Here is a 25682-nt window from a genome sequence, read left to right as displayed (position 1 = left end):
AAGCGGCAATGATTGCTCTGGCGAGAAAGATACTCATCACAGCCAATGCACTCCTCAGAGATGGTGTTCCATTCAATGCATAAACACAGTTGCCGCATCGAGTGCGGGAAGACGGCGGGAGGGGTGCGAGTCTTTCCAAACCTCACCATCACCGTCATGCCGGACGAAGCGAAGCGGAGATCCGGTACCCAGAGCCAAGGGGACTGGCGTTAGTAATGGGGTTCTGGGTCCTGCATCGTGCTGCGCTTGTGCGAGATGACGAGGGAGAGGCTGCCTGGTGTCCAGCGTATCCTTGCGGCAACAGTTCTTTTGCTTTTGCAACTTTTCGTTGACAGGTGGGCGGTTCCATTCCACATTCATATGTGAGGCTTCGAAACCTCTTTCCACGCGGTACCCGCTCCCGTAACTAGCGGATTTTTTGTGCCTTTTTTCCAAAGGCGCAAACCCTTTGCTATGAGCGGGAGGGCGGTGAATACAATACTTCCTTCGGGAGGGAATAAACTCGCCTGCCGTGGTCAGGTTTCGAACCTCCCGCTCGCCAGCGGGCCTTCGAAAGCCCAATGTCGTGCGGTTCATTCAACAGCCAACCACGTGAGGGCTTTGATTATGGACGACACTGCATGCGCCTGTGGCGCCACAAATACTCTTCAGAATGAAATTGACGACGTGAACTTTGCTGTTTCTGATCTTCAGAACCTTGCTTATATGCAACATCTGGTGCTGAGCGAGCGAATGAAGAACAGCAGTGAACGTGACGTTCTCTTCACTTTGCACCATGCATTATCTGACCGCCTAGAGGCACTTGATAAGACCTGCGGAATTTTAACTGATGCGTTGTCCGGCAGCTCCTTCCCTAAAGGATTTTCCGGTCACGCGACACGCAGCGTCGCCTCTCCAACATTGGTCAATTCTAAAACTGTGTCTCTTGATTAGATCACTGTGAACGGCACTCCAAGGGCTAGCCTCGACCACCCTTGCACAGCCCTTCATGAGTGTCCTGCTGGCCTGCGGCCAGGCGAAGTGTGCCCGCAGGCCAGCATCTTCGCGTGTGTTTTTTGATGCGTTGATGGAGATTGGATTTAGGGCATGTTCTTTGTGGGATGTGCTCTGTTAACCCGCAAACTCAAGGGGTTATGGGTCCCGGCTCGGGGGCCGGGACGACGAAGGAGGTGATGCCTCGCCTCTGGTAACACTTGCCGTCATGCTGGACGAGCGGAGTGGGTGTCCGATATCCAGTGCCAAGATTTCAGGTGTTTGTGAAAGTTACCAAAACACATTGAATATTAGTACTTCAGTCTTGGGAGGAGGTGTGTTGAGGCGGCCCGCTGGGGTTGCGGGCCTGTCCTGTTTTTAGATTAGTTTGCGCTGTTGGCGATGGCGCGTTCGGCGTCATCGAGGCCTTGAGGCGTTCCAACGTGCAGCCAAAGGCCATCGCCTTCGACACCGAAGAGGCGGCCATTCTCAATCGCTTTGTCGAACAGCAGATTGAGGGAGAATGGGCCTTCCGGCGTGTCCTTGAACAGCCGTGGATGGATCATCGCGGTACCGGAGTAGATGAAAGGTGCCACTGAGCGCTCATCGCGGCGTTCCAGCTTGCCTTCATCGTCCATCAGAAAGTCGCCTTTGCCGTCATAACCAACCGCATTCACGGCTGGTGCAAGCAGCATCAGCATATCCATCTGATGGTCATCCCAGGTTTCTACGAGGAGATCCAGGTTCGGCTTTACCCCTTCCAGCCAGAAGCTGTCGGAGTTTTTCAGGATGAACGGATCGGTGCCCAGAATTGGCAGGGCTTTTTTAATGCCGCCACCGGTGTCCAAAAGCTCTTCGCGTTCATCTGAGATCTTGACATCCAAGCCTTCAAACCTGCGGGCATGGGCCTCTACAAGGTCTGCAAGGTAATGCACGTTGACAACGCAGGTTTCGAGGCCAGCATCCTTCAAACGTGATGCTGCGCGCGCGAACATCGACTTACCGTCCACCTCGATGAGAGGTTTTGGGGTTGTCGCCGTCAGGGGCCGCATACGTTTACCCAGCCCTGCAGACAAAACCATTGCCGATTTAGGGTGGAAGGAAATTTCTTTAGGCATCTCGTTGTCTCTGTCGTTTTGTTCTCTTGTTGCAGTCGCCACTTTGGCTCGTCTCATTTGACGAGAGTATGACAGTGAACATGGGTTTGAGTTTTACTTCCCCTAATTGTGCAAAGCACTGCCGCACATAATTGCGGATGCGAGGAAGCATCTCCATGTATTTAGGTTTTCCGAGCTGCTTATCAAGACGTACAAACGCGCCAAGGATTTTGGCATTGCGCTGCAACGCCAACACAGCAACAGCATTCCGAAACGCCATTTCATCAAAAATGGGTTTATGTTTTCTTGCCAAGTCGCAATATCGCTGCAGCAAATGCTCCTGCAGGTCGGCTGGCATGTCCACGCGTGCATCGTACACGAGCGAGGCAACATCATAGGCCGCGGGGCCAATCATTGCATCTTGGTAGTCAATAAGACCCAGCTTATTGAGGCCTGATGCTTCTGGCAACCACATGATATTCGGGCTGTGGTAATCCCGTAAAAGCAGTGTCGGTTCGCTCTGGAGGACTGGCTCCAGCAGTTCTCGCCACGCTTCAACGTAGTCGCGGCTTTGCTGTTCAGTTGCAGGCTCTCCACTGGCGTAAGGCAGATACCATTGGAGGTAGAGGTCAGCTTCCGTAATCAGTACTTCGAAATCACATGGTTTCAGCTGATGGGGTTTGCCATCCGCCTGCAGCCCTGTTTGCCAGTCGCAGCTGTGGAGTCGGGCAATATCATCAATGGCCAGCTCGTAGCGCTCTTTGACCGCCTCACCGTTTTCGGTGATGATCTGGTCGCCGAAGTCTTCCAGCAACGCCAATCCGTTTTCCGGGTCGGCGGCCAGTCGTTTTGGTACGCGGAACCCATGATCCGCCAAGGCGTTACTGAGCGCGAAGAAGGCAGTAACGTCCCTGGCGCGATGCACGGTTTCGCCATAGGTTTTGCCAGTGGGCAGACGCGGCTCTGGCCCAGTTGGCGGACTATCCATAAAGACGACTGTCTCACCGTTTTTGTGAAGACGAAAATAGGTGCGCATGGAGGCATCGCCCTGCACATGCTCGCGCTCGGCATCAATCCAGCCGGATTTTTGCAGCAGAGCGCGGCGGGCAGCGAGGCGATCAAGGCGGTTCTGCCAGCTTTCGCAGTTGGCTGTGAGGGTGATCTCTCGGGTGTCTGGCTCGGTGCCTTCTGTCAGCTTCAGGTCCAGCGCTTCCGGCCAGTAGGATGGATCTCCCATCTCAGGCCATTCAATCAGCGCAACTCCAGTTTCCAGATATTCATCGAGCCCAAGCTCCTCCAGCTCTTCCGGCTCTTCAATGCGGTAGAGGTCGAGATGGGCGACGGACATTCTCGGCAGGTCGTAGGTTTGAACGAGTGTGAAGGTGGGGCTTGGGACTTCCAGATGAGGGTCAGCTGCCAGATGACGCAGCAGTGCTCTGCTCAAGGTGGACTTGCCTGTGCCCAGATCTCCGGAAAGAGCAAGTACGTCTCCCTCTTTCAGCAGCTCTGCCAAATCCGCAGCAAAGAGCTCTGTTGCTCTCTGATTGTCGAGAAGTACCTTCATACAATTCGCCTCAAGAGCAGCTGCACATAGTCGCGCTCACGCAGAATGCTCTAATCTATACTTTCCAAGCGTACCCTCCAAGAAAGACTGAACTTACTTACCAAGGATACGTACCAATCTATTAGAGCAGGCCGCGTTCATTTAACGACGCGCGACGCACCCGGAATTCTTCAAGAGTAAGCACTTGCCAAAACCAGCAAGGGAACTCAAGCCCCAGAGGCATTTATCTGACCGAAAACTGAAAGATGAGTTATTCCGCCGCTTCCAGCGAATGGACATGCGGCTCAAGCGGGAAGGTGCAATCCACTGTGGTGCCCTGCCCTTCGGCGGAGGAAATATCGACTGTACCGCCGTGCAGCTCGACAAAGCTCTTCACGATCGAGAGGCCAAGGCCAACGCCCTGACGGTTTCCACCGGCCCCGCGGCCTACAAAGCGCGAGAAGACCTGATCCAGCATCTCCTGAGGGATGCCTGCACCATGATCTTTGATGCGGAAGCGGATTTCGTTTTCATCACGCTGGCAGCTGATGTCTACCAAGCCGCCCTTGTCGGAGTAGCTGATCGCGTTGGACAGCAGGTTGAAGAGAACCTGACGCAGTCGCCGTTCATCTGCTTTGAGATGGCCAATGCCCTCAGGCATGTGGGTGCGGAGCGTGATGTCGGATTCGACCAGACGATCTTTCAGACCCTCGACAGCCTCAGATACCGTCTGCGCAACATCGACCTCGGAGATTTCGAGCTCCATTATGCCGGCATCAACGGTTGCCAGATCAAGAATGTCGTTGATGATGTGCAGCAGAGCAGACGAAGAGGACAGGATGTAGTCGGTGTACTCTTCCTGCTTCGGAGACAGATCACCAAACTTGGCGTCACCCAACAATTGCGCGAAGCCGATGATGGTGGTCAGCGGGGATCGCAGCTCGTAGGAAACGTGCTGAATGAAGGCGTTCTTGAGCTGATCGGCTTCCTGAAGCGCATCATTGGTGGCGTGGAGGGCACGTTCCACGTTGACCGTATCAGTGACGTTTACGAAGGTGAGCAGCGTGCCACCATCTGGCAGCGGCACGGTGACGTAGTCGATGACAGACCCGTCGATCCGCTCCATGCGACCAGAAACGCTGGTGCGGTTGTCGGATAGGCCTGTTACGCCACGGGCGAGCTCTTGCCAACGGTCGGATTCGCCCATCAGCTCCTTGCAGGTGTCCAGCAGGTCGTTGACATGCGGATCACCTTCGAGGAACTCCTGAGACAGGCCCCAGACTTCGGCAAAGGCCGGGTTGGACAGTCGCATGCGTCCGTTGGAGCCGAACACGGCGACAGCTTCTGTCAAGTGGTCGAGCGTTTCCCGCTGTACCCGGGTCAGTGCGTTGAAGCGGCTTTCCAGATCCAGCTGCTCCGTCACGTTCTCGTAGAAGTACGTCACACCACCTTGCGGATGCGGGCTGGCGATCACGCGGAGTGTCCGTCCATCTGGCAAATGCCACCAATACGCCTGTGCATCCAAGGCGTGGTAGCATTCCAGATGCTTGGTTCTCCAACCACGATAGTCAGCCTGCTCTGGCAGTTTACGAGCTGCGCGCAGGGCGTCGAGCAGCTCGCCTTCTTCTGGCTTGGTCTCCAGGAAGCTCTGATCGATATCCCATAGGGAGCGATAGGCTGCATTGTAGAACTGGAGACGATGATCAGCACCAAACACGGCCACAGGTGTTTGAAGTTGATCGAGCGTACGCGTATGGGACTCAAGTGTGCGGCGAAGCTGTCCCTGTACACGTTCAAGCTCGGAAATATCCTGAGCAAGGCCGGCATTGCCATGCTCAGAATTCACGTCAGTCAACTCAAAGACGCGCCGTTCACCCGCTGCCACAACTGGCATTGGCGAATGATAGACCCCGTCGGTCTGGCGCATCATGTTGAGTTTGTTGCGGCCTTTTGCTTCCAGCAGCTCAACCTGCTCATCAACCACAGTGCGGGTGCTTTCGGCCTCGACAGCATCCACATAAGCTGAGTTGACCCAGACGAGCTGGCCATGGTTGTCGCGCTGCCATGCAGGCCCCGGCAATGCGTCCAACAGGCTATGAAGCGAGGAGATCTGCTCACGCAGTTCTTTGTTTTGCTCAGCAAGGCGGGCACTGAGCTGACGGTCTCCGGTCAAATCACGCAGGCGCAGGACTGCCAGTCCGCCTGCTGTATGGCCGGATGCTTCCAGATAGACTCCTTCGGTGGTCGTTAAGGTTAACCGGAAGACTTCGCCGTGGCCGCGCAAATGCTCCAAAAAAGCGCGCAGGGCCTCGGCGGATTTGACGTCCAACCATGTCTCGAACTCGACGAGCTGCGAAAGGCCGCCTGCAAGTTCAAGGTTTTCAGGTAGATGTCCGGCAACACCGGGATGCTTGGCCTCACCATCCCAGACCAAAAGAAGACTGTCTTCTGTCTCCAGCAAGCTTTCAAGGCGGTCAATGCGCGCCATCGCATCGGCTCGGTCCTGACGCAGTTGCAGGATGGACAATGAGTCATTCCTGCGGATGCGGACAAGCACAACGGAGGCTGCGACTGCGTACAAAGCGATGCCGGCCGTTGCCGCGACCCAGACAACCTTGAAGGCGTCAACTGAACTACCTGAAAGAGCTGGCAGAATATCCATAGCCTGAGAGAAACCAGCAGCACCCAGGAGAGCAAACACAGCAACGCCCATCAGGTTCAGAACGAGTCTAAACCTTCTACGCCACAGCACGTTAACACGCGCGTGTTTATGCCAGGATGCTGGCATGTTGTGCCCCTTTCTTCGCCGCCTCAGATTCGCATCACACGCCGCATTGGTGTCACGAATCGCGAATAAGTCGCTCAACTGCCTAACTTAACGACTGATTCGACAATCAACATAACCTGATTGATTTTTGGGAAGAAGAGGATCTTTACAAAAAGTAAACAAATTCTGTGGGCGAAATAATCATCCACTACAATCTGTAGTAAGCCTAACAAGCACACCCCCAATATATTGAAAGTGTGCTTATTGGGCCTAGTAGAATTCATGGAGCTGTTAACGCTAAGTCCCTTAGCGTTAACAGCAATTGCGACGGACGCTTATCAGTACTTGTAGTGCTCTGCCTTGAACGGACCGGATTTGTCGAGACCAAGGTAGTTGGCCTGATCGTCCGTCAGTTCAGACAGGGTTGCACCAAGCTTCTTAAGATGCAGGCGTGCAACCTTCTCATCCAGATGCTTCGGCAGCACGTAGACTTCGTTTTTGTAGTCGTCGCCTTTGGTATGCAGCTCCATCTGCGCCAAAACCTGGTTGGTGAAGCTGGCGGACATCACGAAGGATGGATGACCGGTCGCATTGCCGAGGTTTACCAGACGGCCTTCGGAGAGAAGGATCAGACGCTTGCCATCCGGATACTCGATCAGGTCGACCTGTGGCTTCACATTGCGCCATTTGTAGTTACGCAGTGCAGCAACCTGGATCTCGTTGTCGAAGTGACCAATGTTGCAGACGATCGCCATGTCTTTCATGTCGCGCATGTGGTCAGCCGTGATGACGTCTTTGTTGCCGGTGGTGGTGACGAAGATATCACCTTCACCGATGGCCTGCTCCATCGTCTTCACTTCGTAGCCGTCCATAGCAGCCTGAAGGGCACAGATCGGATCGATCTCAGTCACGATCACACGGGCACCAGCGCCTTCCAGAGACTGTGCAGAGCCTTTACCAACGTCGCCGTAACCAGCGACAACAGCAACTTTACCAGCCATCATGACATCAGTACCACGGCGGATACCATCTACAAGAGATTCGCGGCAGCCATAGCGGTTGTCGAACTTGGACTTGGTGACAGAGTCGTTCACGTTGATTGCAGGGAATGGCAGGTCGCCCTTTCTCTGCATTTCATAAAGGCGCATAACACCCGTAGTTGTCTCTTCGGAGACGCCCTGGATGTTGCCCTTAACTTTGGAGTAGAAGCCCGGGTCTTTTTCGAGGCGACGCTTGATCGCTGCGAAAAGAGCGGTTTCTTCTTCATTAGACGGATTGTCGAGGACGGATGGGTCTTTCTCTGCTTTTGCGCCGAGAAGAATCATCAGAGTTGCGTCGCCGCCATCATCCAGAATGAGGTTTGCGGTTTGGCCGTCGCCCCAATCGAAGATTTTGTCCGCATAGGTCCAGTATTCATCAAGGGTTTCGCCTTTTTCAGCGAACACCGGAATACCGGCTGCTGCGATTGCGGCTGCAGCCTGATCCTGCGTGGAGAAGATGTTACAAGATGCCCAGCGAACTTCTGCGCCCAACTCAATAAGGGTCTCAATCAGAACCGCTGTCTGGATGGTCATGTGCAGGGAACCAGCGATGCGTGCGCCTTTGAGAGGCTTGCTTGCACCATATTCCTCACGACAAGCCATCAGGCCTGGCATTTCGGTTTCGGCAATTTCAATTTCAGTACGACCCCACTCTGCAAGTGAGATGTCTTTGACGTAGTAATCGTTAGACGCAGTCATTAAATCTTCCTGAAAGCCCGGGCCCATAGTCCCCTCCCGCGTGATTGATGAGTGCTCGCAAAATGAACGCTCACTGTATGCTGTTATACATCACAGAGAAGTCAGAAAGCAATAAAGATATAAAGGTTTCTTTATATCAATCTAAAATGCAAACAAACGGAAGCGCACAGAATGCTTTATATGCGTCTGGGTAGATAAGGCTCTAGAATTTCTAGGATATTTTCAGGGAAGACTGTCAAAGATGTTGTCTCGAGTTCTTTCCGCGTCCACCAGCGATGCTCTCTCATTACCTGAGTTTCTATCTCTGTGTGGTTGGAATAGTCGATTTTCGAGTCGGAAACGGTGAGAAAGAAAAAATGTTCTTCAGCATCTACCATCTCACCGGATGGTGTCTGAAAAACCGCTCTTCTGACGTGGATCACCTCACCGACAGGTTCGGTGATTCCGGTTTCTTCCAGAAGTTCGCGGCGGGCGGCTTCTTCAAAGCTCTCACCCCGCTCAATACCACCGCCAACGGTGGCCCAATAGTCCTGGCCTTTGAGAGGGCCTTTGTCGAACTTGAAATTGAAGAGGAGAATTCGGTCTTGAGGATCAACCACCAACAAACGGGAAGCTGGGCGCTTTTTCATCAGATCCTCTAGGAGCTTGACTTATTTAGTCTCTTTCACCGAAACCATCTTCCACCAGATGCGCAATCGCGGAGATGGCTTCTTCTTTCTGATTGCCGGTTACGACAACGTGGATCGAGCAGCCTGTGCTGGCTGCAAGCATCATCAGTCCCATGATGGAGGTTCCACCAACAGTTTGGCCGTCTTTGGAAACTTTTACATGGGCATCAAAAGTCTCAACCAGCTTGACCAGCTTAGCTGAGGCGCGCGCGTGCAAACCACGGGTGTTCACGATGGTCAGATCGCGAGCTAACACTGTGCATTCATCCATATTTTCTTAGCCTTGCCCGGACAGGACCTGCGAAGCTACGGAGATATACTTCTGTCCTGCACTGCGGGCTTCTTCTACCGCTTCGGCGAGCGATTTTTCATTTCGAACGCTTGCCAGTTTTATGAGCATCGGCAGGTTTACACCAGCTACGACCTCAACGCTACCACCATCCATCACAGAAATAGCGAGATTAGAAGGCGTACCGCCAAACATGTCGGTAAGAAGGACAACGCCAGAGCCGTCGTTGACAGCTTCAACGGAACGCAGGATGTCCTGACGACGTTGTTCCATATCGTCATCTGGGCCGATGCTAATGGTTGCTACCCGGTCCTGTGGACCTACAACATGCTCAAGAGCCGATTTGAACTCTTCTGCCAACCGACCATGGGTGACAAGAACTAGACCAATCATATATTTCCCGCGAACTAACAGAGTGTCTACTCTTAGGTTATTCCAATCCTACTTTGTTGAAGGACACGCTGCAGTGCAAGAAAAATCGGCATGCTCATACACAGAGGGCTAATAGTTGTGCACTGGATTAGTAAAAATAAGTGCATTCGCGAGCCGAAGAGCGGCTAAATGATCTTCTTTAGGTACTTGTTGTCGAATTAATTTGACTGAGCAAAGTTCACAGGTCTGCGCCTGCTCCTCCGGCAATCTATCGATTTCCTCTCGGGCTTCCAGATCCAGAACCATATGGATTACTGCAGTATCGAGGTAAGGAACATCGACAACGCCATAGCCTCGCAGCTCGGCCTTTCCCTTAATTGGATTTGGGCAAGACCCTATTAAGCGACTATTTTTCTCAGCAATGTAGACGCGATCATCAGCAACGAGGGCTGCAAAACTGCCTTTAAGATGCGCGCGCTGTATCAATTCCAGCGCCAGCGCTGATTTGCCGGTTCCAGAGGGGCCACGGATCAGAATGCCTTTCGTGCCAACCACCAGACATGTCGCATGTATCGCCTGACCTTCTGCTGCCTGTACACTTTGCTTCTGATCCAGTGTCGTCATGAGGTTGTTTTGGCCCTCAGTTTGATCACGAACCGGGCACCAAGCACTTTCGGCTCTTGCCCCTCTTCCTCAGAGGTTTGGTTCATGACCGAGATTTCACCCCGGTGTGCTTCGATAATCTGCCGGCAGATCGAGAGACCCAAGCCGGAGTTGTTTCCAAAGCCCTCATATTCCGGTCTATCCGTATAGAAGCGCTCAAAGACGCGTTCGCGGAGTTCTTCTTTGATACCAGGACCAGAATCTTCGACCCAGATGATAATCTGATTATTCGTGCGCTTCGCCGTAACTGTAACAGGAGTTCCTTCTGGTGCAAATGAGCGCGCATTGTCGATCAGGTTATTGATGACCTGACCAAGACGCTGGTCATTGCCGTGCATCTGGAAATTCTTGTCTGTCTTGGATGGCTCAAACTTCAAGTCGACATGGGCGATATCATCACAAGCGCGTTCATTGGCAATGGATACGACAGCCTGTAACAGCGTTGCCATATCAACATCGTGGGATTCTGCGCGAGACATTTCCGCATCAATTCGCGATGCTTCAGAGATGTCCGTGATCAGACGATCAAGGCGTTTTACATCATGCTGGATGACTTCCAGCAAGCGTTCGCGTGATTGTTCATTCTTCGCCAAAGGCAAAGTCTCAACGGCACTTCGAAGGGATGTCAGCGGGTTTTTCAGCTCATGCGCCACATCTGCAGCAAAGCTCTCAATCGCATCCATACGGCCATACAGAGCCTTGGTCATATTCCTCAGCGCACGCGCCAGATGACCAATCTCATCGTAACGATCTTCAAACTCAGGGATTTCTTCCCGGGTGTTGATCGCAGACTGCACTTTTTGCGCCGCTTCAGACAAGCGGCGGACTGGCCCTGCGATGGTGCCGGCTAGCAGTACAGACAGGATCATCACCACAACAGCAGCAACGAGGAAGATCTTCAGGATCGCATTGCGCTCTGCGGCAACGATATCATCAATGTCTCCGCCTTGTGTCGACAGGAGCAGTGATCCTAGAACACCACGGAAGCGTTGAATTGGCACGGCAACGGCAACGACCATCTCGCCTTTTGCACCAACACGCACAACGGATGCAGGGGAACCAGCCAGAGCGGCCTCGACCTCAGGGTATTCGCGCCCTTCTGTCCGTCCGACTTCTTTATATGGCGGGTACTCACCACGGCGGATCCAGAGTTTCAGCTCCTCCCACATTTTCTGGAAGAAGGGATCCTTGCTTTCGTCCGGTGGTGGCAGGTCGAAGCGGAAAATCTGGTTTTGGGCATGGAGCTGGCGAGAATCCAGCATCAACATGCCTTCTGGATCGTAGATTCGGGCCCGTGTTTTGGTGGGCGATATCAGTCGCCGGAGTATAGGTCCGACAATCTCAGGGTTGATTGGGAAGTCCAGACTTCCCAGCGTTGAGCGAGCGCTGGTGGATTCTCCGGCTTCCAGACGCAGCAGCATCTCCGGATCAACCATAAGAGAATCGCCATCGCTTGTGGTGGACGCCGCAATGGCGCCTGCAATGATCTCACCCTGAACCAGCAATGACTGAACGCGTGCATCGATCAGACCGGCCTGAAACTGGTTCAAGTACAGAATAGAGATCACCATCGCCAGAAGACCGACGAGGTTGAGCACCAGAATGCGGCGGGTCAAAGAAGAAAAGGCATAGATACCGGCGAGCGAGATCCAGCGCGTAAAGACGCGTTGGCGTACTTGCCTGCGTCCCAGCCAACGGAACGCACCTGTATGTTGCGGGTCAAGAGTATCAGAAGCGTCGTCTGCTTCGATGTCTTCCCGCTTTTGCTCTTCTTTATTTTCCGACATTCGCTCTTATCGAATTCTCAGGAACGTGTGTTCTCAGGTTTTCCAACCTTCAGACAGCCCTGTACGAGCTGCTTAAGACTAGTTCTCGCGGAAGCGATAACCTACACCGTAGAGTGTTTCGATCATATCAAAGTCATCATCAACCACTTTGAACTTCTTGCGAAGGCGCTTGATATGGCTATCGATGGTGCGATCGTCAACATAGACCTGATCATCGTAGGCAGCATCCATGAGCGCATTACGGCTTTTCACAACGCCTGGACGCTGAGCGAGAGCAAAGAGAATTAGAAATTCTGTCACTGTCAGCGTGACCGGCTTTGCAAGCCATGTGCAGGTATGGCGCTCTTTGTCCATGACAAGGTTGCCACGTTCCAGCAACTTGGAAGTCTCAGTCGCAGCACTTGCAGGATCTCGCGGTGCAGCACGACGCAGAACAGCCTTCACACGCTCAACCAACAGACGCTGGGAGAATGGCTTGCGGATAAAGTCGTCAGCGCCCATTTTGAGGCCAAACAACTCATCAATCTCATCGTCTTTGGACGTAAGGAAGATCACAGGCAGGTCGGACATCTGGCGGAAACGGCGCAGCAGCTCCATTCCATCCATACGCGGCATCTTGATATCAAAGATAGCAAGGTCCGGCGGGTCGGCCTGAAGCCCTTCCAGTGCGACTGTTCCGTCTGTATAGGTCTGGACCCGATATCCTTCGGCCTCCAAAGCTATTGAGACGGATGTCAAAATGTTACGGTCGTCATCGACCAGAGCAATCGTTGGCATATCAGAGACCTTATTCCTCTCTTGCACGTTTCGCTACTTAGTTGGGATTTGAGATTAACTTGCGCGATCCCTAACCTCGAAATAAGGCAAAACCCTGTTTTAGCAAGATACTCGGAAAAATTCCTTTTTTAGCGCTACTTTTGACAAGGTTTCGCCTGCCAAGTGCCACGTGTTCTTCATGAAGTGTATCGTTAAACGCTTAAAAGTGAAAACCAAGTTTGTGTAGAGTTTATTTTTATAAGCAAAATAAATCTATGCCAGCAAAAGGTCGTATTTCAATCGGTTTAATAGAAAAACGCAGGATTTCTGGTCTTGCTTTTGTAAGCATGACTGCCCCATCCAAGGGGCGTTATCGCTAAATTCACTGGCACAGTGCCATTGAATGACGCAAGCTAAATAGTGAGCCGATTAAGGACTACTGAACATGAACGAGTTCGGACTACGGAATTCCGCGTTTGGGTGTGACACCTTCGGACTGAAGGGCCTCAACAGTGTGTACTGGAACCTGACCGAAGCTGAACTTTATGAGCATGCTATCAGGAACGGTGAAGCACAAATCGCCGCTGGCGGTGCTCTTTGTGCCGAAACAGGTGCTCACACAGGACGCTCTCCAAAAGACAAGTTTGTTGTTCGTGATACCAAGACCGAAGATACGATCTGGTGGGACAACAGTGGCGCGATGAGCCCGGAGAACTTCAATGTTCTTTTGCAAGACATGCTGGCCCACGCTGAAGGTATGGACCTGTATGTACAGGACCTTTATGGAGGCGCTGACCCTGCGCATCAGCTGAACGTTCGCGTTTATAACGAGCTGGCATGGCATAACCACTTTATTCGCAACATGCTTCTTCGCCCGTCCCGCGAAGACCTGAAAAGCTTTGAATCAGAGATGACCATCATCGATCTGCCAAGCTTCAAGGCTGACCCAGAGCGTCATGGTTGCCGGAGCGAGACGGTTATTGCCTGTGATCTGACCAACAAGATCGTTCTGATCGCCGGTACTGCCTACGCCGGTGAAATGAAGAAGTCCGTCTTCTCCATGCTGAACTACATGTTGCCAGAAGACGGTGTGATGCCAATGCATTGCTCCGCGAACGTTGGCGATAACGACGATGCTGCCGTTTTCTTCGGCCTGTCCGGTACCGGCAAGACCACGCTTTCCGCTGATCCAGCCCGCACGCTGATCGGTGATGATGAGCACGGTTGGGGGCCAGAAGGCATCTTCAACTTTGAAGGTGGCTGCTACGCAAAAACCATTCGCCTTTCTGCAGAAGCCGAGCCAGAGATTTTTGCGACCACGCAACGCTTCGGCACCATTCTTGAGAATGTTGTGCTGGATGAGGCTCGTGTTCCAGACTTTGACGATGGTTCCAAAACGGAAAACACGCGCTGCTCCTACCCTATTCACTTCATTCCGAATGCAAGTGAAAGTGGCCGCGCGCCAAACCCTAAGAACATTATCATGCTGACGGCTGATGCGTTTGGTGTTTTGCCTCCAATCGCGAAGCTCAGTGATGCTCAGGCGATGTACCACTTCCTTTCCGGTTATACCGCGAAGGTTGCTGGCACAGAGCGTGGGGTCACTGAGCCGCAGGCAACATTCTCCACCTGCTTTGGTGCGCCGTTCATGCCGCGTCATCCATCAGAATATGGTGCGTTGCTGAAAGATCTGATCCGTGAGCACAGCGTGGATTGCTGGCTGGTGAATACTGGTTGGACCGGTGGTGCGTATGGTGTTGGTCACCGTATGCCAATCAAAGAAACCCGTGCCCTGCTTCGTGCTGCATTGGACGGTTCTTTGAACACCGCTGAATTCCGCAAGGATGAGAACTTCGGCTTTATGGTTCCTGTTGCGGTGCCAGGTGTTGATACCAGTATCCTTGATCCACGGAGCACCTGGAGCAATCCGGCTGAGTATGACGTGCAGGCGAGCAAGCTTGTCGACATGTTCGCTGCGAACTTCCAGATCTTCCAGGATCACGTTGATGATCTGGTCCTTCATGCAGGCCCGATTACCAAAATTGCTGCTGAATAGTAATCATCAGTCCCCCGAAGAGAGCGCTGGAGCGAAAGCCCCGGCGCTTTTTTGTTTTACTGAACACTGTTCTGTTGTTGCATCCCCTTGAACAAGCAGGCTAGGCTCCTCATTCTATTAGGGCATCGTCCTATGCGAGATCTCTCAGGTTTTTCGCATAGGAGGACGCTTAGGGACCCTGTTTATTTGCGAGCCTGTCATGTCTGTTTCCACTTTGCCTCAAGAGCTTTCCAAAAACCTCGACGTCCTTGGTATTGCTGAGCGCTGGCAATCAGAAGGGCGCAGACTGGTGCTGGCAACGGTGATTGAAACGTGGGGCTCCGCGCCGCGCCCTGTCGGCAGCCATCTCATTATTGACGAGAGTGGAGAGTTCGAGGGATCAGTCTCTGGCGGCTGTGTGGAAGGCGCTGTGGTGGCTGAAGCCATGGACGTGCTGGAAGATGGCAAAGCGCGAAAGATAGAATTTGGCGTTGCCGATGAAACTGCCTGGCGCGTTGGCCTTTCCTGTGGTGGCAAGATTGGCGTTTATCTGGAGCCTCTGACATCAGAGGCGGATCACGGACATGTTCACTTGCTGAACACTTCCAGAGCTGCACGCCAGCCAGCAGCGCTGCTTACCAATCTGGCAACCGGTCTGTCCTCTGTGATGCTTTATGGAGATGATGCAGAGGATGGTGCCATTGCCGCTGCTTTTGAAAACGGTGTTCGCAGTGGCAAATCTGGACGAGTGCAGGCGCAAGACGGCGAAGAGTACTTCCTGAGCATGCAGGTTCCGGCCACGCGTATTGTGGTGGTGGGTGCTGTTCACATCACGCAGGCACTGGTTCCGATTGCTCAGACAGCAGGGTTTGACATTACGATTGTCGATCCACGCACTGCGTTTGCCTCCGAAGAACGGTTTCCTGAGGTCCCGTTGCTTGCTGAATGGCCGCAAGATGTGATGGCGCAGTTGAAATTAGATCCCTTTACCGCCATTGCTGCGGTGACCCACGACCCGAAAATTGATGATGTGCCGCTGATGGAAGCGTTGAAAGCTGGCTGCTTTTATGTTGGCGCGTTAGGAAGCCGCAAGACACATGCGAAGCGCTGTGAGCGCTTTCTCGCGGCTGGCATGAGCGAAGAGGACCTTGCCCGTATCAAAGCGCCAATCGGTCTTGATATTGGCGCTGCCAACCCAGCCGAGATTGCGGTGGCCGTGCTCGCAGAGATCATTGTGACTTTGCGTGGGACCAAGGCAGACCAGAAGAAGGCGGGCTGACGTGAAATTTGGAAGCAGATCAGCCGCAGAGAGTGCAGGATGTTACCTTGCCCACTCCATCAAACATAATGGCCTCTCCCTCTCCAAAGGACATCAGCTCAGTGATGCGGATGTGGGACAGTTGATTGCAGCAGGGTTTGCGGAGGTTATTGTTGCGCAAGTTGAGGCAACTGATCTGCACGAAGATGACGCCGCTGCTTTGCTGGCCAACCATGCCTGCGGCGCAGCTGTTTCTGCTTCTCCCCCCTTTACAGGACGGTCCAACCTTTATGCCTCGCAAAGCGGGATTTTGCAGGTAGATGCTGAGAAAGTGACAGAAGCTAACCTGATTGATCCGGCCATCACGTTTGCCTGCTTGCCTCCGTTCACAGAAGTTCGCGAAGGGCGCATGCTGGCAACTGCGAAGATTATTCCGTTGGCTGTTGATCAGAAGCTGGCACAGAGCGCTGCGGACAAGATTTCCGAGGCTATCTCCGTGGCTGCTTATGCGCCGAAATTGGTTGCAGTCATTTCCACGACGCTTCCGCATCTGAAAGAGACAGTCATTGCGAAGAGCCTTCGTGTTTTGCAGGAGCGGTTGGACATTGCAGCAAGTACAATTGCTGCAGATGTGCGTGTGCCCCATGAAGAAGAGGCTCTCACGAATGCGCTTGGCACAGAGCAAGTGCAGGACGCTGATCTGATTGTTGTGTTTGGCGCTTCAGCCGTGGTGGATCAAGGGGATGTTATTCCTGCTGCCCTTCAAGCTGCTGGTGGGGAGCTCATCCATTTTGGGATGCCGGTTGATCCGGGCAACCTGCTCGTACTTGGGGAGCTGAATGGCATCCCAGTTATTGGTGCGCCAGGATGTGCGCGGAGTCCGCAAGAGAACGGGTTTGACTGGATCCTGCAGCGCTTGCTGGCCAATATCCGCGTTACCAGCAGAGACATCATGTCGATGGGGGTTGGCGGGCTTTTGAAAGAAATCCATAGTCGTCCTCAGCCCCGAGACCATCCTCTCTCTGAGGAGGCTGACAAAGCCACCTGCAGCGGTATTCTACTTGCCGCAGGTAACTCCTCTCGCATGGGGGATCACAACAAACTGCTGGCGCTTATTGATGGGAAGCCTGTCGTCCGGCTTGTTGCCGAGCATGCGCTTGCGAGTGAGTTGAATGAGCTGATTGTCGTCACAGGTGCGATGGCCTCTAAGGTGGAAGAGGCGCTTTCCGGGTTGCCGATCCGGTTCAGACATAATGCTGAGTACGATGAAGGTATTTCATCCTCCGTCAAAAAAGGAATCGAGAGCGTCAACGACCAATCACAGGCTGCACTCATTCTGCTCGGTGATATGCCTTTCGTATCCACGGATGACATCAACAAACTTTTGGAGAATCACGATTCCAAGCAGGATCAGCTGATCGGTGTCTCTACAACGCATGGCAAACGAGGCAATCCAGTGCTTTGGGATCGTGCGTTTTTTGATGATCTCCTCAGTCTGCGAGGTGATATTGGCGGCAAACCAATCATTCAGCAGAATCCTTCGGTGGTTTACACCGTGGAGCTTGGAGAAGCGGCGCGACGTGATTTGGATGTTCCCGAAGCACTTCACAATGCCGGTGGTGTGCTGGGAAGGCACTCTGAAAAACCATAATTCGCCACAATTGATGAATCAATTTGGTGCAGTAACCACAACAATTCAGCAGAATTCACGTGGTGGTTAATATTGGTGCATACACATCCACTCTGTTATCTATTTGTTTTACTTACACAATTAAAAATCAGAAAAATATTTTATCCAGATTTTCTTGTGTAAGCATTTTTACACAGCTAAAAATATCTAGCAATTTGGAAAGGGGAGAGATAATCTTTTTCCCGTCCGGTAAATTTGTTTGCTTTTAATGTAGCAAAAGAAAATTCCGGTGATCCCATAATCAAAAATGGTTCCAACGATCCAACGGCGAGCATGGTATTCACGCTCCTCCCGCGTGCATGCAAGTGTTGATCGACTGGCTCCAAAGAACAAGGGTAGGTAAATGAAAGCACCAGTTATGCCTAAGGCGGGCCAGTGTAAGTGGACTGAAGGTGACAGCGGGAGCTATACATTCCCTTGCAAGAACCGCGCTGAAAATGGCTCTTATTGCGACCACCATCGCACGATAGTTTACGAGACACCAGAGCAGCGCAAAGCGCGTGCTGAGGAAATGCGCGCTGCAAACGCAGCAGCAAATAAAAAGAGACTTGCAGCCTAATCGACTGGGCTGCTCGTTCATCCTGCGCTCTTTTCTCCCGCTAACGGTTTAAAGAGCCTGCTTTCTGCATAGGCAGATACAAAAAAGCCTCGGCACTGCCGAGGCTTTTGTTTTTCTTGGCATCGAAGTGCAATCAGGAAGCTTTGATAGCTGCCTGCAGCTCTTGCAGCTGGGAAAGTACCAGCCGTGCAGCCTGACGTGCATCTTCGTCCTTAGCATCAGCTACATCTTCACTCGCATCTTGAATCTGCTGTGCGATGTAACCTGCATCAAGATCGGCCATCGGGATCGCCTGTTCCGCCAGAACAGTCATGCCAGACGCGGAAACGTCAGCAAAACCACCCCGCACGAAGTACTCGTGCTTGGAACCATCTTCGCTGAGCGCTTTAACAACACCCGGACGCATGGTTGACAAGAACGGCGAGTGACCAGCGCCAACACCAAATTCACCTTCAGTGCCTGGCACGATTACATCAGTAACCTTTGCCGAGAGCAGAAGGCGCTCTGGTGAAACCAGCTCAAACTGAAATGCTTCAGCCATTTAGCTCATCCTCTATCCGTTTCTAAGAGTGACGCCAAAAGCGTCACCCAAAGAAGTCACCGGTTCAAAAGAACCGAGATTAAGCAGCGTCCTCAGCCAGCTTAGCCGCTTTCTCGATTGCCTCTTCCATAGAGCCAACCATGTAGAATGCAGCTTCTGGCAGGTGGTCGTATTCACCAGCAACAAGGCCTTTAAAGCCTTTGATGGTGTCTTCGAGCGCAACCAGCTTACCTGGGGAACCAGTGAAGACCTCAGCAACAAAGAACGGCTGGGACATGAATCGCTCGATCTTACGTGCGCGAGCAACAACCAGCTTATCTTCTTCAGAAAGTTCATCCATGCCAAGGATGGCGATGATGTCCTGAAGTGCTTTGTAGCGCTGAAGTGTTTCCTGGACCTGGGTCGCAACTTCGTAGTGCTCGTCACCGATGATGCGCGGGTCAAGCATACGAGAGGAGGAATCCAGTGGATCCACTGCAGGATAGATGCCTTTTTCAGCGATCGCACGGTTAAGAACCGTAGTCGCGTCCAAGTGAGCAAATGTGGAAGCAGGTGCAGGGTCAGTCAAGTCATCCGCAGGAACGTAAACGGCCTGTACGGAAGTGATAGAACCTTTAGATGTGGTCGTAATACGCTCCTGCATGCCGCCCATATCGGTAGCAAGTGTAGGCTGGTAGCCCACAGCAGAAGGAATACGGCCGAGAAGTGCGGACACTTCAGCACCAGCCTGCGTAAAGCGGAAGATGTTGTCCACGAAGAACAGAACGTCCTGGCCTTTATCACGGAAGTCTTCCGCGATGGTCAGACCTGTCAGAGCAACACGTGCACGTGCTCCTGGAGGTTCGTTCATCTGACCGTAAACAAGAGCAGCTTTAGAACCTTCGCCGCCTTTTTCCTTGTTCACGCCGGATTCGATCATTTCCCAGTAAAGGTCGTTACCTTCACGAGTACGCTCACCAACACCAGCGAATACGGAGTAACCGCCGTGTGCTTTAGCAACGTTGTTGATCAATTCCATGATGAGAACGGTTTTACCAACGCCCGCACCGCCGAACAGGCCGATCTTACCACCCTTTGCGTAAGGAGCGATAAGGTCAACAACCTTAATGCCGGTTGGAAGGATCTCAGCTTCTGTAGACTGTTCTACAAATGCCGGAGCTTCCTGGTGGATACCGCGTTTGGCATCATGTTCAATTGGACCAGCTTCATCAACAGGCTCACCAATCACGTTCATGATGCGGCCCAGAGTGCCGTCACCAACAGGAACTGCGATAGGTTCGCCAGTGTCGCGTACTTCCTGACCACGAACGAGACCTTCGGACGCGTCCATGCAGATTGTACGTACTGTATTTTCGCCCAGATGCTGAGCAACTTCGAGAACCAGACGGTTACCGCCGTTGTCAGTTTCCAGAGCGTTCAGAATTGCAGGGAGTTCACCTGGAAAGTGAACGTCGACAACAGCGCCGATTACCTGCGTGATCTGTCCGACTTTCGTGTCAGCCATCACTTAAATCCTCGTCTCAACTCGGTCAGAGCGCTTCCGCGCCCGCAATAATTTCAATCAGTTCCGTCGTGATCTGCGCCTGACGCTGACGGTTGTACGTCGTTGTCAGTTTGTCGATCATCTCGCCGGCATTGCGCGTTGCACTGTCCATAGCGGCCATGCGCGCGCCCTGCTCGGAGGCACCGTTTTCAAGGATTGCGCTGTAAATCTGAATAGCGACGTTACGTGGCAGAAGGGTCTCAAGGATCTCCTGTTCACCTGGTTCGTATTCATAAAGCGCGTCCTCAGAGGAACCGTCCTGAGCTTCATCTTTCGCTTCAAACTGAGCTGGGATGAGCTGCTTGGCGGTCGGAACCTGACTGATTACCGATTGGAACTGCGCGTAAAACAGTGTGCAAACATCGTATTTCTCATCCTGGAACATTTCCATGACGAGATCGCCGATGTGCTTTGTGTCGCTGAATTCAACAGATTTCAGGCCGCGTAGTTCGATATTCTCTACAATGTGCTGACCGTAGCCACGCTTCAGGGCATCATGCCCCTTCTTACCAACGGTGACGATCTTGACCGTCTTACCTTCGGAAAGAAGTTTGTCTGCGTGCTCACGTGCCAGACGTGCTATCGACGAGTTGAAACCACCACAGAGGCCACGCTCTGCTGTGCAGACGAGGAGCAGATGTGTCTGATCCCGTCCTGTACCCGTCATCAGCTTCGGCGCATCATCCCGACCTTCGAACCCAGCTGCAAGATTGCCAAGTACTGTCCCCATGCGTTCAGCATAGGGACGACCTGCTTCTGCAGCATCCTGGGCACGACGCAGTTTCGCCGCGGCCACCATTTTCATGGCCTTGGTGATTTTCTGCGTCGCTTTGACCGAAGCGATGCGGTTTTTTAGGTCCTTGAGGCTCGCCATGGGCGCTCTCGTTCCTTATCCCGTTGCTTCGAATTAACCGAGGGTCTTGACGTAAGCTTCCACTGCAGCTTTCAGCTTGTCAGTCAAATCGGCGTCGAGTGCCTTCTTCTCCCAGATAGCGGAGAGAAGGTCTGCATGTTCTGCACGCAAGAAGCGCAGCAGGCCAGCTTCAAACTCGCGAACCTCACCAACCGGACGATCGTCCAGGTAGCCGTTCACACCAGCGAAGATCACTGCAACCTGTTCTTCCGTTTTAAGCGGAGAGAACTGCGGCTGTTTCAGCAATTCGGTCAGGCGTGCACCACGGTTCAGAAGCTTCTGAGTGGTTGCATCCAGATCAGAACCAAACTGCGCGAACGCAGCCATTTCACGGTACTGAGCCAGCTCACCCTTAACCGGGCCAGCAACCTGCTTCATCGCTTTAATCTGAGCGGAAGAGCCCACACGAGAAACTGACAGACCAACGTTAACCGCTGGACGAATGCCCTGGAAGAACAGATCGGTTTCAAGGAAGATCTGACCGTCGGTGATGGAGATCACGTTGGTCGGAATAAACGCAGAAACGTCACCACCCTGAGTTTCGATCACTGGCAGCGCGGTCAGAGAACCGAGGCCGTGATCTTCGTTCAGCTTCGCAGAACGCTCGAGCAGACGGGAGTGCAGGTAGAACACGTCACCAGGGTACGCTTCACGTCCTGGTGGACGACGGAGCAACAGGGACATCTGGCGATACGCAACAGCCTGCTTGGAAAGGTCATCATAACCGATCACAGCGTGCATGGAGTTGTCGCGGAAGTACTCACCCATTGTGGTGCCTGCGAACGGTGCCAGATACTGCAATGGAGCAGGATCAGACGCTGTTGCAGCAACAACGATGGAGTATTCCAGAGCACCAGCGTCTTCCAGAGCTTTCACGAACTGAGCAACAGTTGAACGCTTCTGGCCAACCGCAACATAGATGCAGTACAGCTTTTCGTGTTCGTCGTCAGATGCGTGCAAAGGCTTCTGGTTGAGGAAGGTGTCGAGGATGATAGCGGTTTTACCGGTCTGACGGTCACCAATCACCAATTCGCGCTGACCACGTCCGATTGGAATCAAAGCATCAATCGCTTTAAGACCTGTAGACATTGGCTCGTGAACGGACTTACGAGGCAGAATGCCTGGTGCCTTCACGTCAACGCGACGACGTTCAGTAGATTCGATCGGACCTTTGCCGTCGATTGGGTTACCGAGTGGATCGACAACGCGACCCAACAGACCCTTACCTACTGGAACTTCCACAATAGCGCCGGTACGTTTTACCGTGTCGCCTTCTTTAATGTCACGGTCGCTACCGAAGATAACAACACCGACATTGTCAGTTTCAAGGTTCAATGCCATTCCCCGGATACCACCTGGGAATTCAACCATTTCACCCGCCTGGACGTTGTCCAGGCCGTAAACGCGGGCAATGCCGTCGCCTACGGAAAGTACTTGACCAACTTCAGTCACTTCAGCTTCTTGGCCGAAGTTCTTGATCTGGTCCTTGAGGATAGCGGAAATTTCCGCAGCCCGAATATCCATCAACCGACCTCTTTCATCGCGAACTTAAGAGAGTTGAGCTTGGTTCGCAGTGACGTATCAATCATCCGGCTGCCGATCTTCACGATCAGACCACCAAGAATGGATGAGTCCACCTTCACTACAATCTTCACATTCTTGCCCGTAGAAGCGTTGAGTGCTTCTTTAAGAGCTGCGACATGCTCAGCGTTTAATTCCGTTGCAGAGGTTACTAGAGCAGTAACTTCTCCACGCTTTGCAGCAAGCTGCTCACGGAAACCCTGAATCATGCCTGGAACGGCAAAGAGGCGCCTGTTTTGGGCAACCAACTTCACAAAATTTGCGGTCAGGCCGGAAATTCCGGCCTTTTCCAAAATAGCAGAGATCGCCTTTAATTGAGCGTCTGCACTAAAAACGGGGCTCTTGATAAGACGATCAAGATCAGCACTCTCGTTCAAGAGTGCCTCAAACTGGTCGAGACCCTTCTCCACCTCTGCCGTCGCACCCTGCTCCTCAGCAAGGTCCAACAGCGCAGAAGCATAACGCAAGGCCACGCCCGAAATGAGAGATACGTTGTCAGTCACTGGATCCGTGCTCTCCCGCGCATACAAGATTCTGGCGGCTGGCTCGCCGGAAATCCAAATCCTTGATAAGTCGCGTCTAATTCAATTTGAATGGCACAATCTGAGATAACCGTGCCGATAAAGCCGCGCTTCGCATAGCACACGCTTGAACACCTTGCAACATGGCGTAGGTATTCCAACGCATACATTGAGGTATCAAACTTTCTGCGCAGCACTACATGAAACTTTGGGGGTCAACATCAACCTGCACTCTGATACCGCCAGTTGGCTTGGGAGCGGCAGACAACCAGTTTCTCAGAAAGCCTTGTAAATCAACACTCCGGGGTGCGATTGCGAGCAAACGGAACCGATATCTGCCCCTCACCAGCGCCATTGCAGCCTCTGCCGGACCGAGGATTTGAACGCCTTCCGAACTAGGACTATTTACTGCAAGAGTTTTGGAAAATTTTTCGGTGAGAGTTCTATCCGCTCCAGAGATAATCAAAGCTGCGAGTCTCCCGAATGGAGGCAGGCCAGCGTTTTCTCGCGACTCGATTTCCGCAGCGTAAAATTCCTCGGGATTTCCGGAGAGAAGTGCCTTTATAACAGGCTGGTCAGGGTTGTAAGTTTGCAGCAATCCCCTGCCTTTTCCGTGTATTCGGCCAGCACGACCCGTCACCTGAGCCAGAAGCTGGAAAGTGCGCTCTGCTGCCCTAGGATCGCCATTTGCGAGGCCCAAATCAGCATCAACCACCCCTACAAGGGTCATTAATGGAAAGTTATGCCCTTTGGCGACCAATTGCGTGCCGATGACAATGTCAACTTCGCCCGTTTCAACGAGCTTCATTTCGCGATTTATGCGCTCTGTTCCGCCCGGTAAATCCGAGGAGAGAACAAGGACGCGCGCCTCGGGAAATAACGCTGAGACATCTTCAGCAATTCGTTCCACGCCAGGACCACATGCAACCAGTGTATCGGGCTTACTGCATTCCGGGCATTTATCCGGTACAGGCTGTGAATAGCCGCAGTGATGACATACCAATTTGCCCTTAAAGCGGTGCTCCACAAGCCAAGCTGAGCAGTTTTCACAATGGAACCGATGGCCGCAGGTTCTGCACAGGGTCAGTGGGGCATAACCCCTACGGTTCAAAAAGAGCAGAACCTGATTACCGTTGGTCAGTGTTTCCTGAATCTCATTGACCAGTGCAGGTGCCAGCCATTTGCCCCGCTCAGGCCCATCGCAGCGCATATCAATGCCTTTGATTACTGGCATTTCCGCACCGGAAGCACGCACTGGAAGCACGATTTTCCTGTATCGGCCCAGCTTTGCATTTACCTGACTTTCCACAGATGGTGTTGCACTGGCGAGCACGACAGGGAAACCAGAGATATGCCCCCGAACAACGGCCATATCCCTAGCGTTGTAGGGAACGCGATCATCTTGCTTGTAGGCTGTATCATGCTCTTCATCCACGACCAGCAAACCTAGCCTGTGAAAAGGAAGGAAAAGTGCTGACCGCGCACCTACAACGACCTTCACTTCGCCATTTGCGACTCCCCGCCACGTTCTTGCGCGTCGTTTTGGGGGTACTTGCGAGTGCCATTCGGCTGGTCTGACCCCAAATCGCTGCTCAAACCGCTCCAAAAACTGGTTGGTGAGCGCAATTTCGGGGATGAGAACCAGAGCTTGCTCGTTGTTTCTGAGAGCTTCGGCGACGGCTTCGAAATAAACTTCGGTCTTTCCTGACCCTGTCACCCCATCGATAAGGAAGGCTTTGAAGCCTTTTCCGATGGACTCACACAACTGATTCGCGGCGCCTTCCTGAAGATCTGTCAGCTTTCTGCCCGGAAGAGATGGATCAGGATCCGGCAGTGGCGGGGTTGCTGGCAGCATTGCTTCTTCCAGCACGCCTTGCTTTTTAAGGCCGTCGATGACTGAGGAGCTGACACCAGCGGCTCCCGCTAAGCCAGGGCGCGTCCATGCCATGCCATTTTCGACAAGTTCCATGACTTTTGAGCGCGCAGGTGTCATGCGGTCAGGCTGCATGCCATCAATGTAGCGCACACCAGAGAGCAGCGTTTCTGGTTCCAAAGCCTCCTCAGAACGCAGCACCATGCGCAAAACCATGCCGGGAGCGCCCAGCGTCCATGCGGCAACCCAGTCTATGTATTTCCTAAGATCTTCAGCGATTGGGGGCGTATCGTAGACATGCAGGATGCTTTTCAGCCTTTTGGGATTAACCTTTGTGTCCGGTTCTCCATCCCAAACGGCGCCGATCACCTCACGCGGGCCAAGAGGCACACGCACGATGGAACCGGGGCGTACGTCCATGTCAGCGGGTACTTTATAGGAATAAGCACCTGCGACAGCGACAGGAACCAGCACAGGTACAATAACCTCTGGTTCACACATCTGGCCGTTGCCAA

At 52.9% G+C, this 25682-nt stretch carries 21 protein-coding genes; 5 read left to right on the top strand and 16 right to left on the bottom strand.

The window, feature by feature from the left end; all coding sequences use genetic code 11:
• The first annotated feature begins 606 nt into the window (after nucleotides 1–606).
• Nucleotides 607–933, top strand: a complete 327-nt coding sequence (locus tag PsW74_RS06360) for a hypothetical protein (protein ID WP_063286430.1) — start codon at nucleotides 607–609, stop codon at nucleotides 931–933.
• Nucleotides 934–1355: 422 nt separating this feature from the next.
• Here PsW74_RS06360 and PsW74_RS06355 read toward each other — a convergent pair whose 3' ends face one another.
• The 10 genes from PsW74_RS06355 to PsW74_RS06310 form a co-directional block, all read right to left on the bottom strand.
• A complete protein-coding gene (locus tag PsW74_RS06355; RefSeq protein ID WP_057463236.1) occupies nucleotides 1356–2090 on the bottom strand; it encodes a nucleotidyltransferase family protein in 735 nt (244 codons plus the stop codon).
• Nucleotides 2083–3633, bottom strand: coding sequence for a tRNA (adenosine(37)-N6)-threonylcarbamoyltransferase complex ATPase subunit type 1 TsaE (gene tsaE / locus PsW74_RS06350; protein WP_063286429.1), 1551 nt, complete (start codon nucleotides 3631–3633; stop codon nucleotides 2083–2085). Before tsaE ends, PsW74_RS06355 begins: the two co-directional genes overlap by 8 nt.
• A gap of 250 nt (nucleotides 3634–3883) precedes the next feature.
• Nucleotides 3884–6400 (bottom strand): PAS domain-containing sensor histidine kinase, encoded by a 2517-nt coding sequence (locus PsW74_RS06345; protein WP_208987869.1) that lies wholly within the window; start codon nucleotides 6398–6400, stop codon nucleotides 3884–3886.
• Nucleotides 6401–6717: 317 nt separating this feature from the next.
• Nucleotides 6718–8118, bottom strand: a complete 1401-nt coding sequence (gene ahcY, locus PsW74_RS06340) for an adenosylhomocysteinase (RefSeq protein WP_057463237.1) — start codon at nucleotides 8116–8118, stop codon at nucleotides 6718–6720.
• A 176-nt stretch (nucleotides 8119–8294) separates the two neighbouring features.
• Nucleotides 8295–8747, bottom strand: coding sequence for an NUDIX domain-containing protein (locus PsW74_RS06335; RefSeq protein ID WP_063286427.1), 453 nt, complete (start codon nucleotides 8745–8747; stop codon nucleotides 8295–8297).
• Between the two features lie 25 nt (nucleotides 8748–8772).
• Nucleotides 8773–9057 (bottom strand): HPr family phosphocarrier protein, encoded by a 285-nt coding sequence (locus PsW74_RS06330; RefSeq protein WP_057462957.1) that lies wholly within the window; start codon nucleotides 9055–9057, stop codon nucleotides 8773–8775.
• Nucleotides 9058–9063: 6 nt separating this feature from the next.
• On the bottom strand, nucleotides 9064–9468 hold the full coding sequence (locus PsW74_RS06325) for a PTS sugar transporter subunit IIA (protein ID WP_057462958.1): 405 nt from the start codon (nucleotides 9466–9468) through the stop codon (nucleotides 9064–9066).
• 108 nt (nucleotides 9469–9576) lie between these two features.
• On the bottom strand, nucleotides 9577–10071 hold the full coding sequence (locus PsW74_RS06320) for an HPr kinase/phosphatase C-terminal domain-containing protein (protein ID WP_057462959.1): 495 nt from the start codon (nucleotides 10069–10071) through the stop codon (nucleotides 9577–9579).
• Nucleotides 10068–11897 carry a sensor histidine kinase gene (locus PsW74_RS06315; RefSeq protein WP_063286426.1) on the bottom strand — a complete coding sequence of 610 codons (1830 nt, stop codon included), beginning with the start codon at nucleotides 11895–11897 and terminating at the stop codon, nucleotides 10068–10070. The genes PsW74_RS06320 and PsW74_RS06315 overlap by 4 nt, the downstream gene beginning before the upstream one ends.
• A gap of 78 nt (nucleotides 11898–11975) precedes the next feature.
• Nucleotides 11976–12674, bottom strand: a complete 699-nt coding sequence (locus PsW74_RS06310) for a response regulator transcription factor (RefSeq protein WP_063286425.1) — start codon at nucleotides 12672–12674, stop codon at nucleotides 11976–11978.
• A gap of 424 nt (nucleotides 12675–13098) precedes the next feature.
• On the opposite strand from PsW74_RS06310, the gene PsW74_RS06305 reads away from it, so the two are divergent.
• From PsW74_RS06305 to PsW74_RS06290, 4 genes are all read left to right on the top strand, one after another.
• Complete coding sequence (locus tag PsW74_RS06305; protein ID WP_063286424.1) at nucleotides 13099–14709, top strand: phosphoenolpyruvate carboxykinase; 1611 nt, start codon at nucleotides 13099–13101, stop codon at nucleotides 14707–14709.
• 199 nt (nucleotides 14710–14908) lie between these two features.
• Nucleotides 14909–15967, top strand: coding sequence for an XdhC family protein (locus PsW74_RS06300; RefSeq protein ID WP_063286423.1), 1059 nt, complete (start codon nucleotides 14909–14911; stop codon nucleotides 15965–15967).
• 1 nt (nucleotide 15968) lies between these two features.
• A complete protein-coding gene (locus PsW74_RS06295) occupies nucleotides 15969–17597 on the top strand; it encodes a molybdopterin-binding/glycosyltransferase family 2 protein (protein ID WP_063286422.1) in 1629 nt (542 codons plus the stop codon).
• 382 nt (nucleotides 17598–17979) lie between these two features.
• Nucleotides 17980–18195 carry a hypothetical protein gene (locus tag PsW74_RS06290; RefSeq protein WP_057462964.1) on the top strand — a complete coding sequence of 72 codons (216 nt, stop codon included), beginning with the start codon at nucleotides 17980–17982 and terminating at the stop codon, nucleotides 18193–18195.
• A 133-nt stretch (nucleotides 18196–18328) separates the two neighbouring features.
• On the opposite strand, the gene PsW74_RS06285 is transcribed toward PsW74_RS06290, so the two are convergent.
• From PsW74_RS06285 to PsW74_RS06260, 6 genes are all read right to left on the bottom strand, one after another.
• Nucleotides 18329–18736 carry a F0F1 ATP synthase subunit epsilon gene (locus tag PsW74_RS06285; protein WP_057462965.1) on the bottom strand — a complete coding sequence of 136 codons (408 nt, stop codon included), beginning with the start codon at nucleotides 18734–18736 and terminating at the stop codon, nucleotides 18329–18331.
• Between the two features lie 79 nt (nucleotides 18737–18815).
• Nucleotides 18816–20240: a F0F1 ATP synthase subunit beta gene (atpD, locus tag PsW74_RS06280; RefSeq protein WP_057462966.1), complete on the bottom strand. Its 1425-nt coding sequence runs from the start codon at nucleotides 20238–20240 to the stop codon at nucleotides 18816–18818.
• 25 nt (nucleotides 20241–20265) lie between these two features.
• Nucleotides 20266–21153 carry a F0F1 ATP synthase subunit gamma gene (locus PsW74_RS06275; protein ID WP_063286421.1) on the bottom strand — a complete coding sequence of 296 codons (888 nt, stop codon included), beginning with the start codon at nucleotides 21151–21153 and terminating at the stop codon, nucleotides 20266–20268.
• 33 nt (nucleotides 21154–21186) lie between these two features.
• Nucleotides 21187–22716 (bottom strand): F0F1 ATP synthase subunit alpha, encoded by a 1530-nt coding sequence (atpA, locus tag PsW74_RS06270; RefSeq protein WP_057462968.1) that lies wholly within the window; start codon nucleotides 22714–22716, stop codon nucleotides 21187–21189.
• Nucleotides 22716–23276, bottom strand: a complete 561-nt coding sequence (locus PsW74_RS06265) for a F0F1 ATP synthase subunit delta (protein WP_082830495.1) — start codon at nucleotides 23274–23276, stop codon at nucleotides 22716–22718. The genes atpA and PsW74_RS06265 overlap by 1 nt, the downstream gene beginning before the upstream one ends.
• A 214-nt stretch (nucleotides 23277–23490) precedes the next feature.
• Nucleotides 23491–25668 (bottom strand): primosomal protein N', encoded by a 2178-nt coding sequence (locus PsW74_RS06260; protein ID WP_063286495.1) that lies wholly within the window; start codon nucleotides 25666–25668, stop codon nucleotides 23491–23493.
• Between the last annotated feature and the right edge of the window lie 14 nt (nucleotides 25669–25682).

Source organism: Pseudovibrio sp. W74 (genome assembly GCF_001623085.1).
GTDB lineage: Bacteria > Pseudomonadota > Alphaproteobacteria > Rhizobiales > Stappiaceae > Pseudovibrio.
The sequence above is the reverse complement of the archived record's forward strand: the minus strand, read 5'-3'. Positions and strand labels throughout refer to the sequence as shown.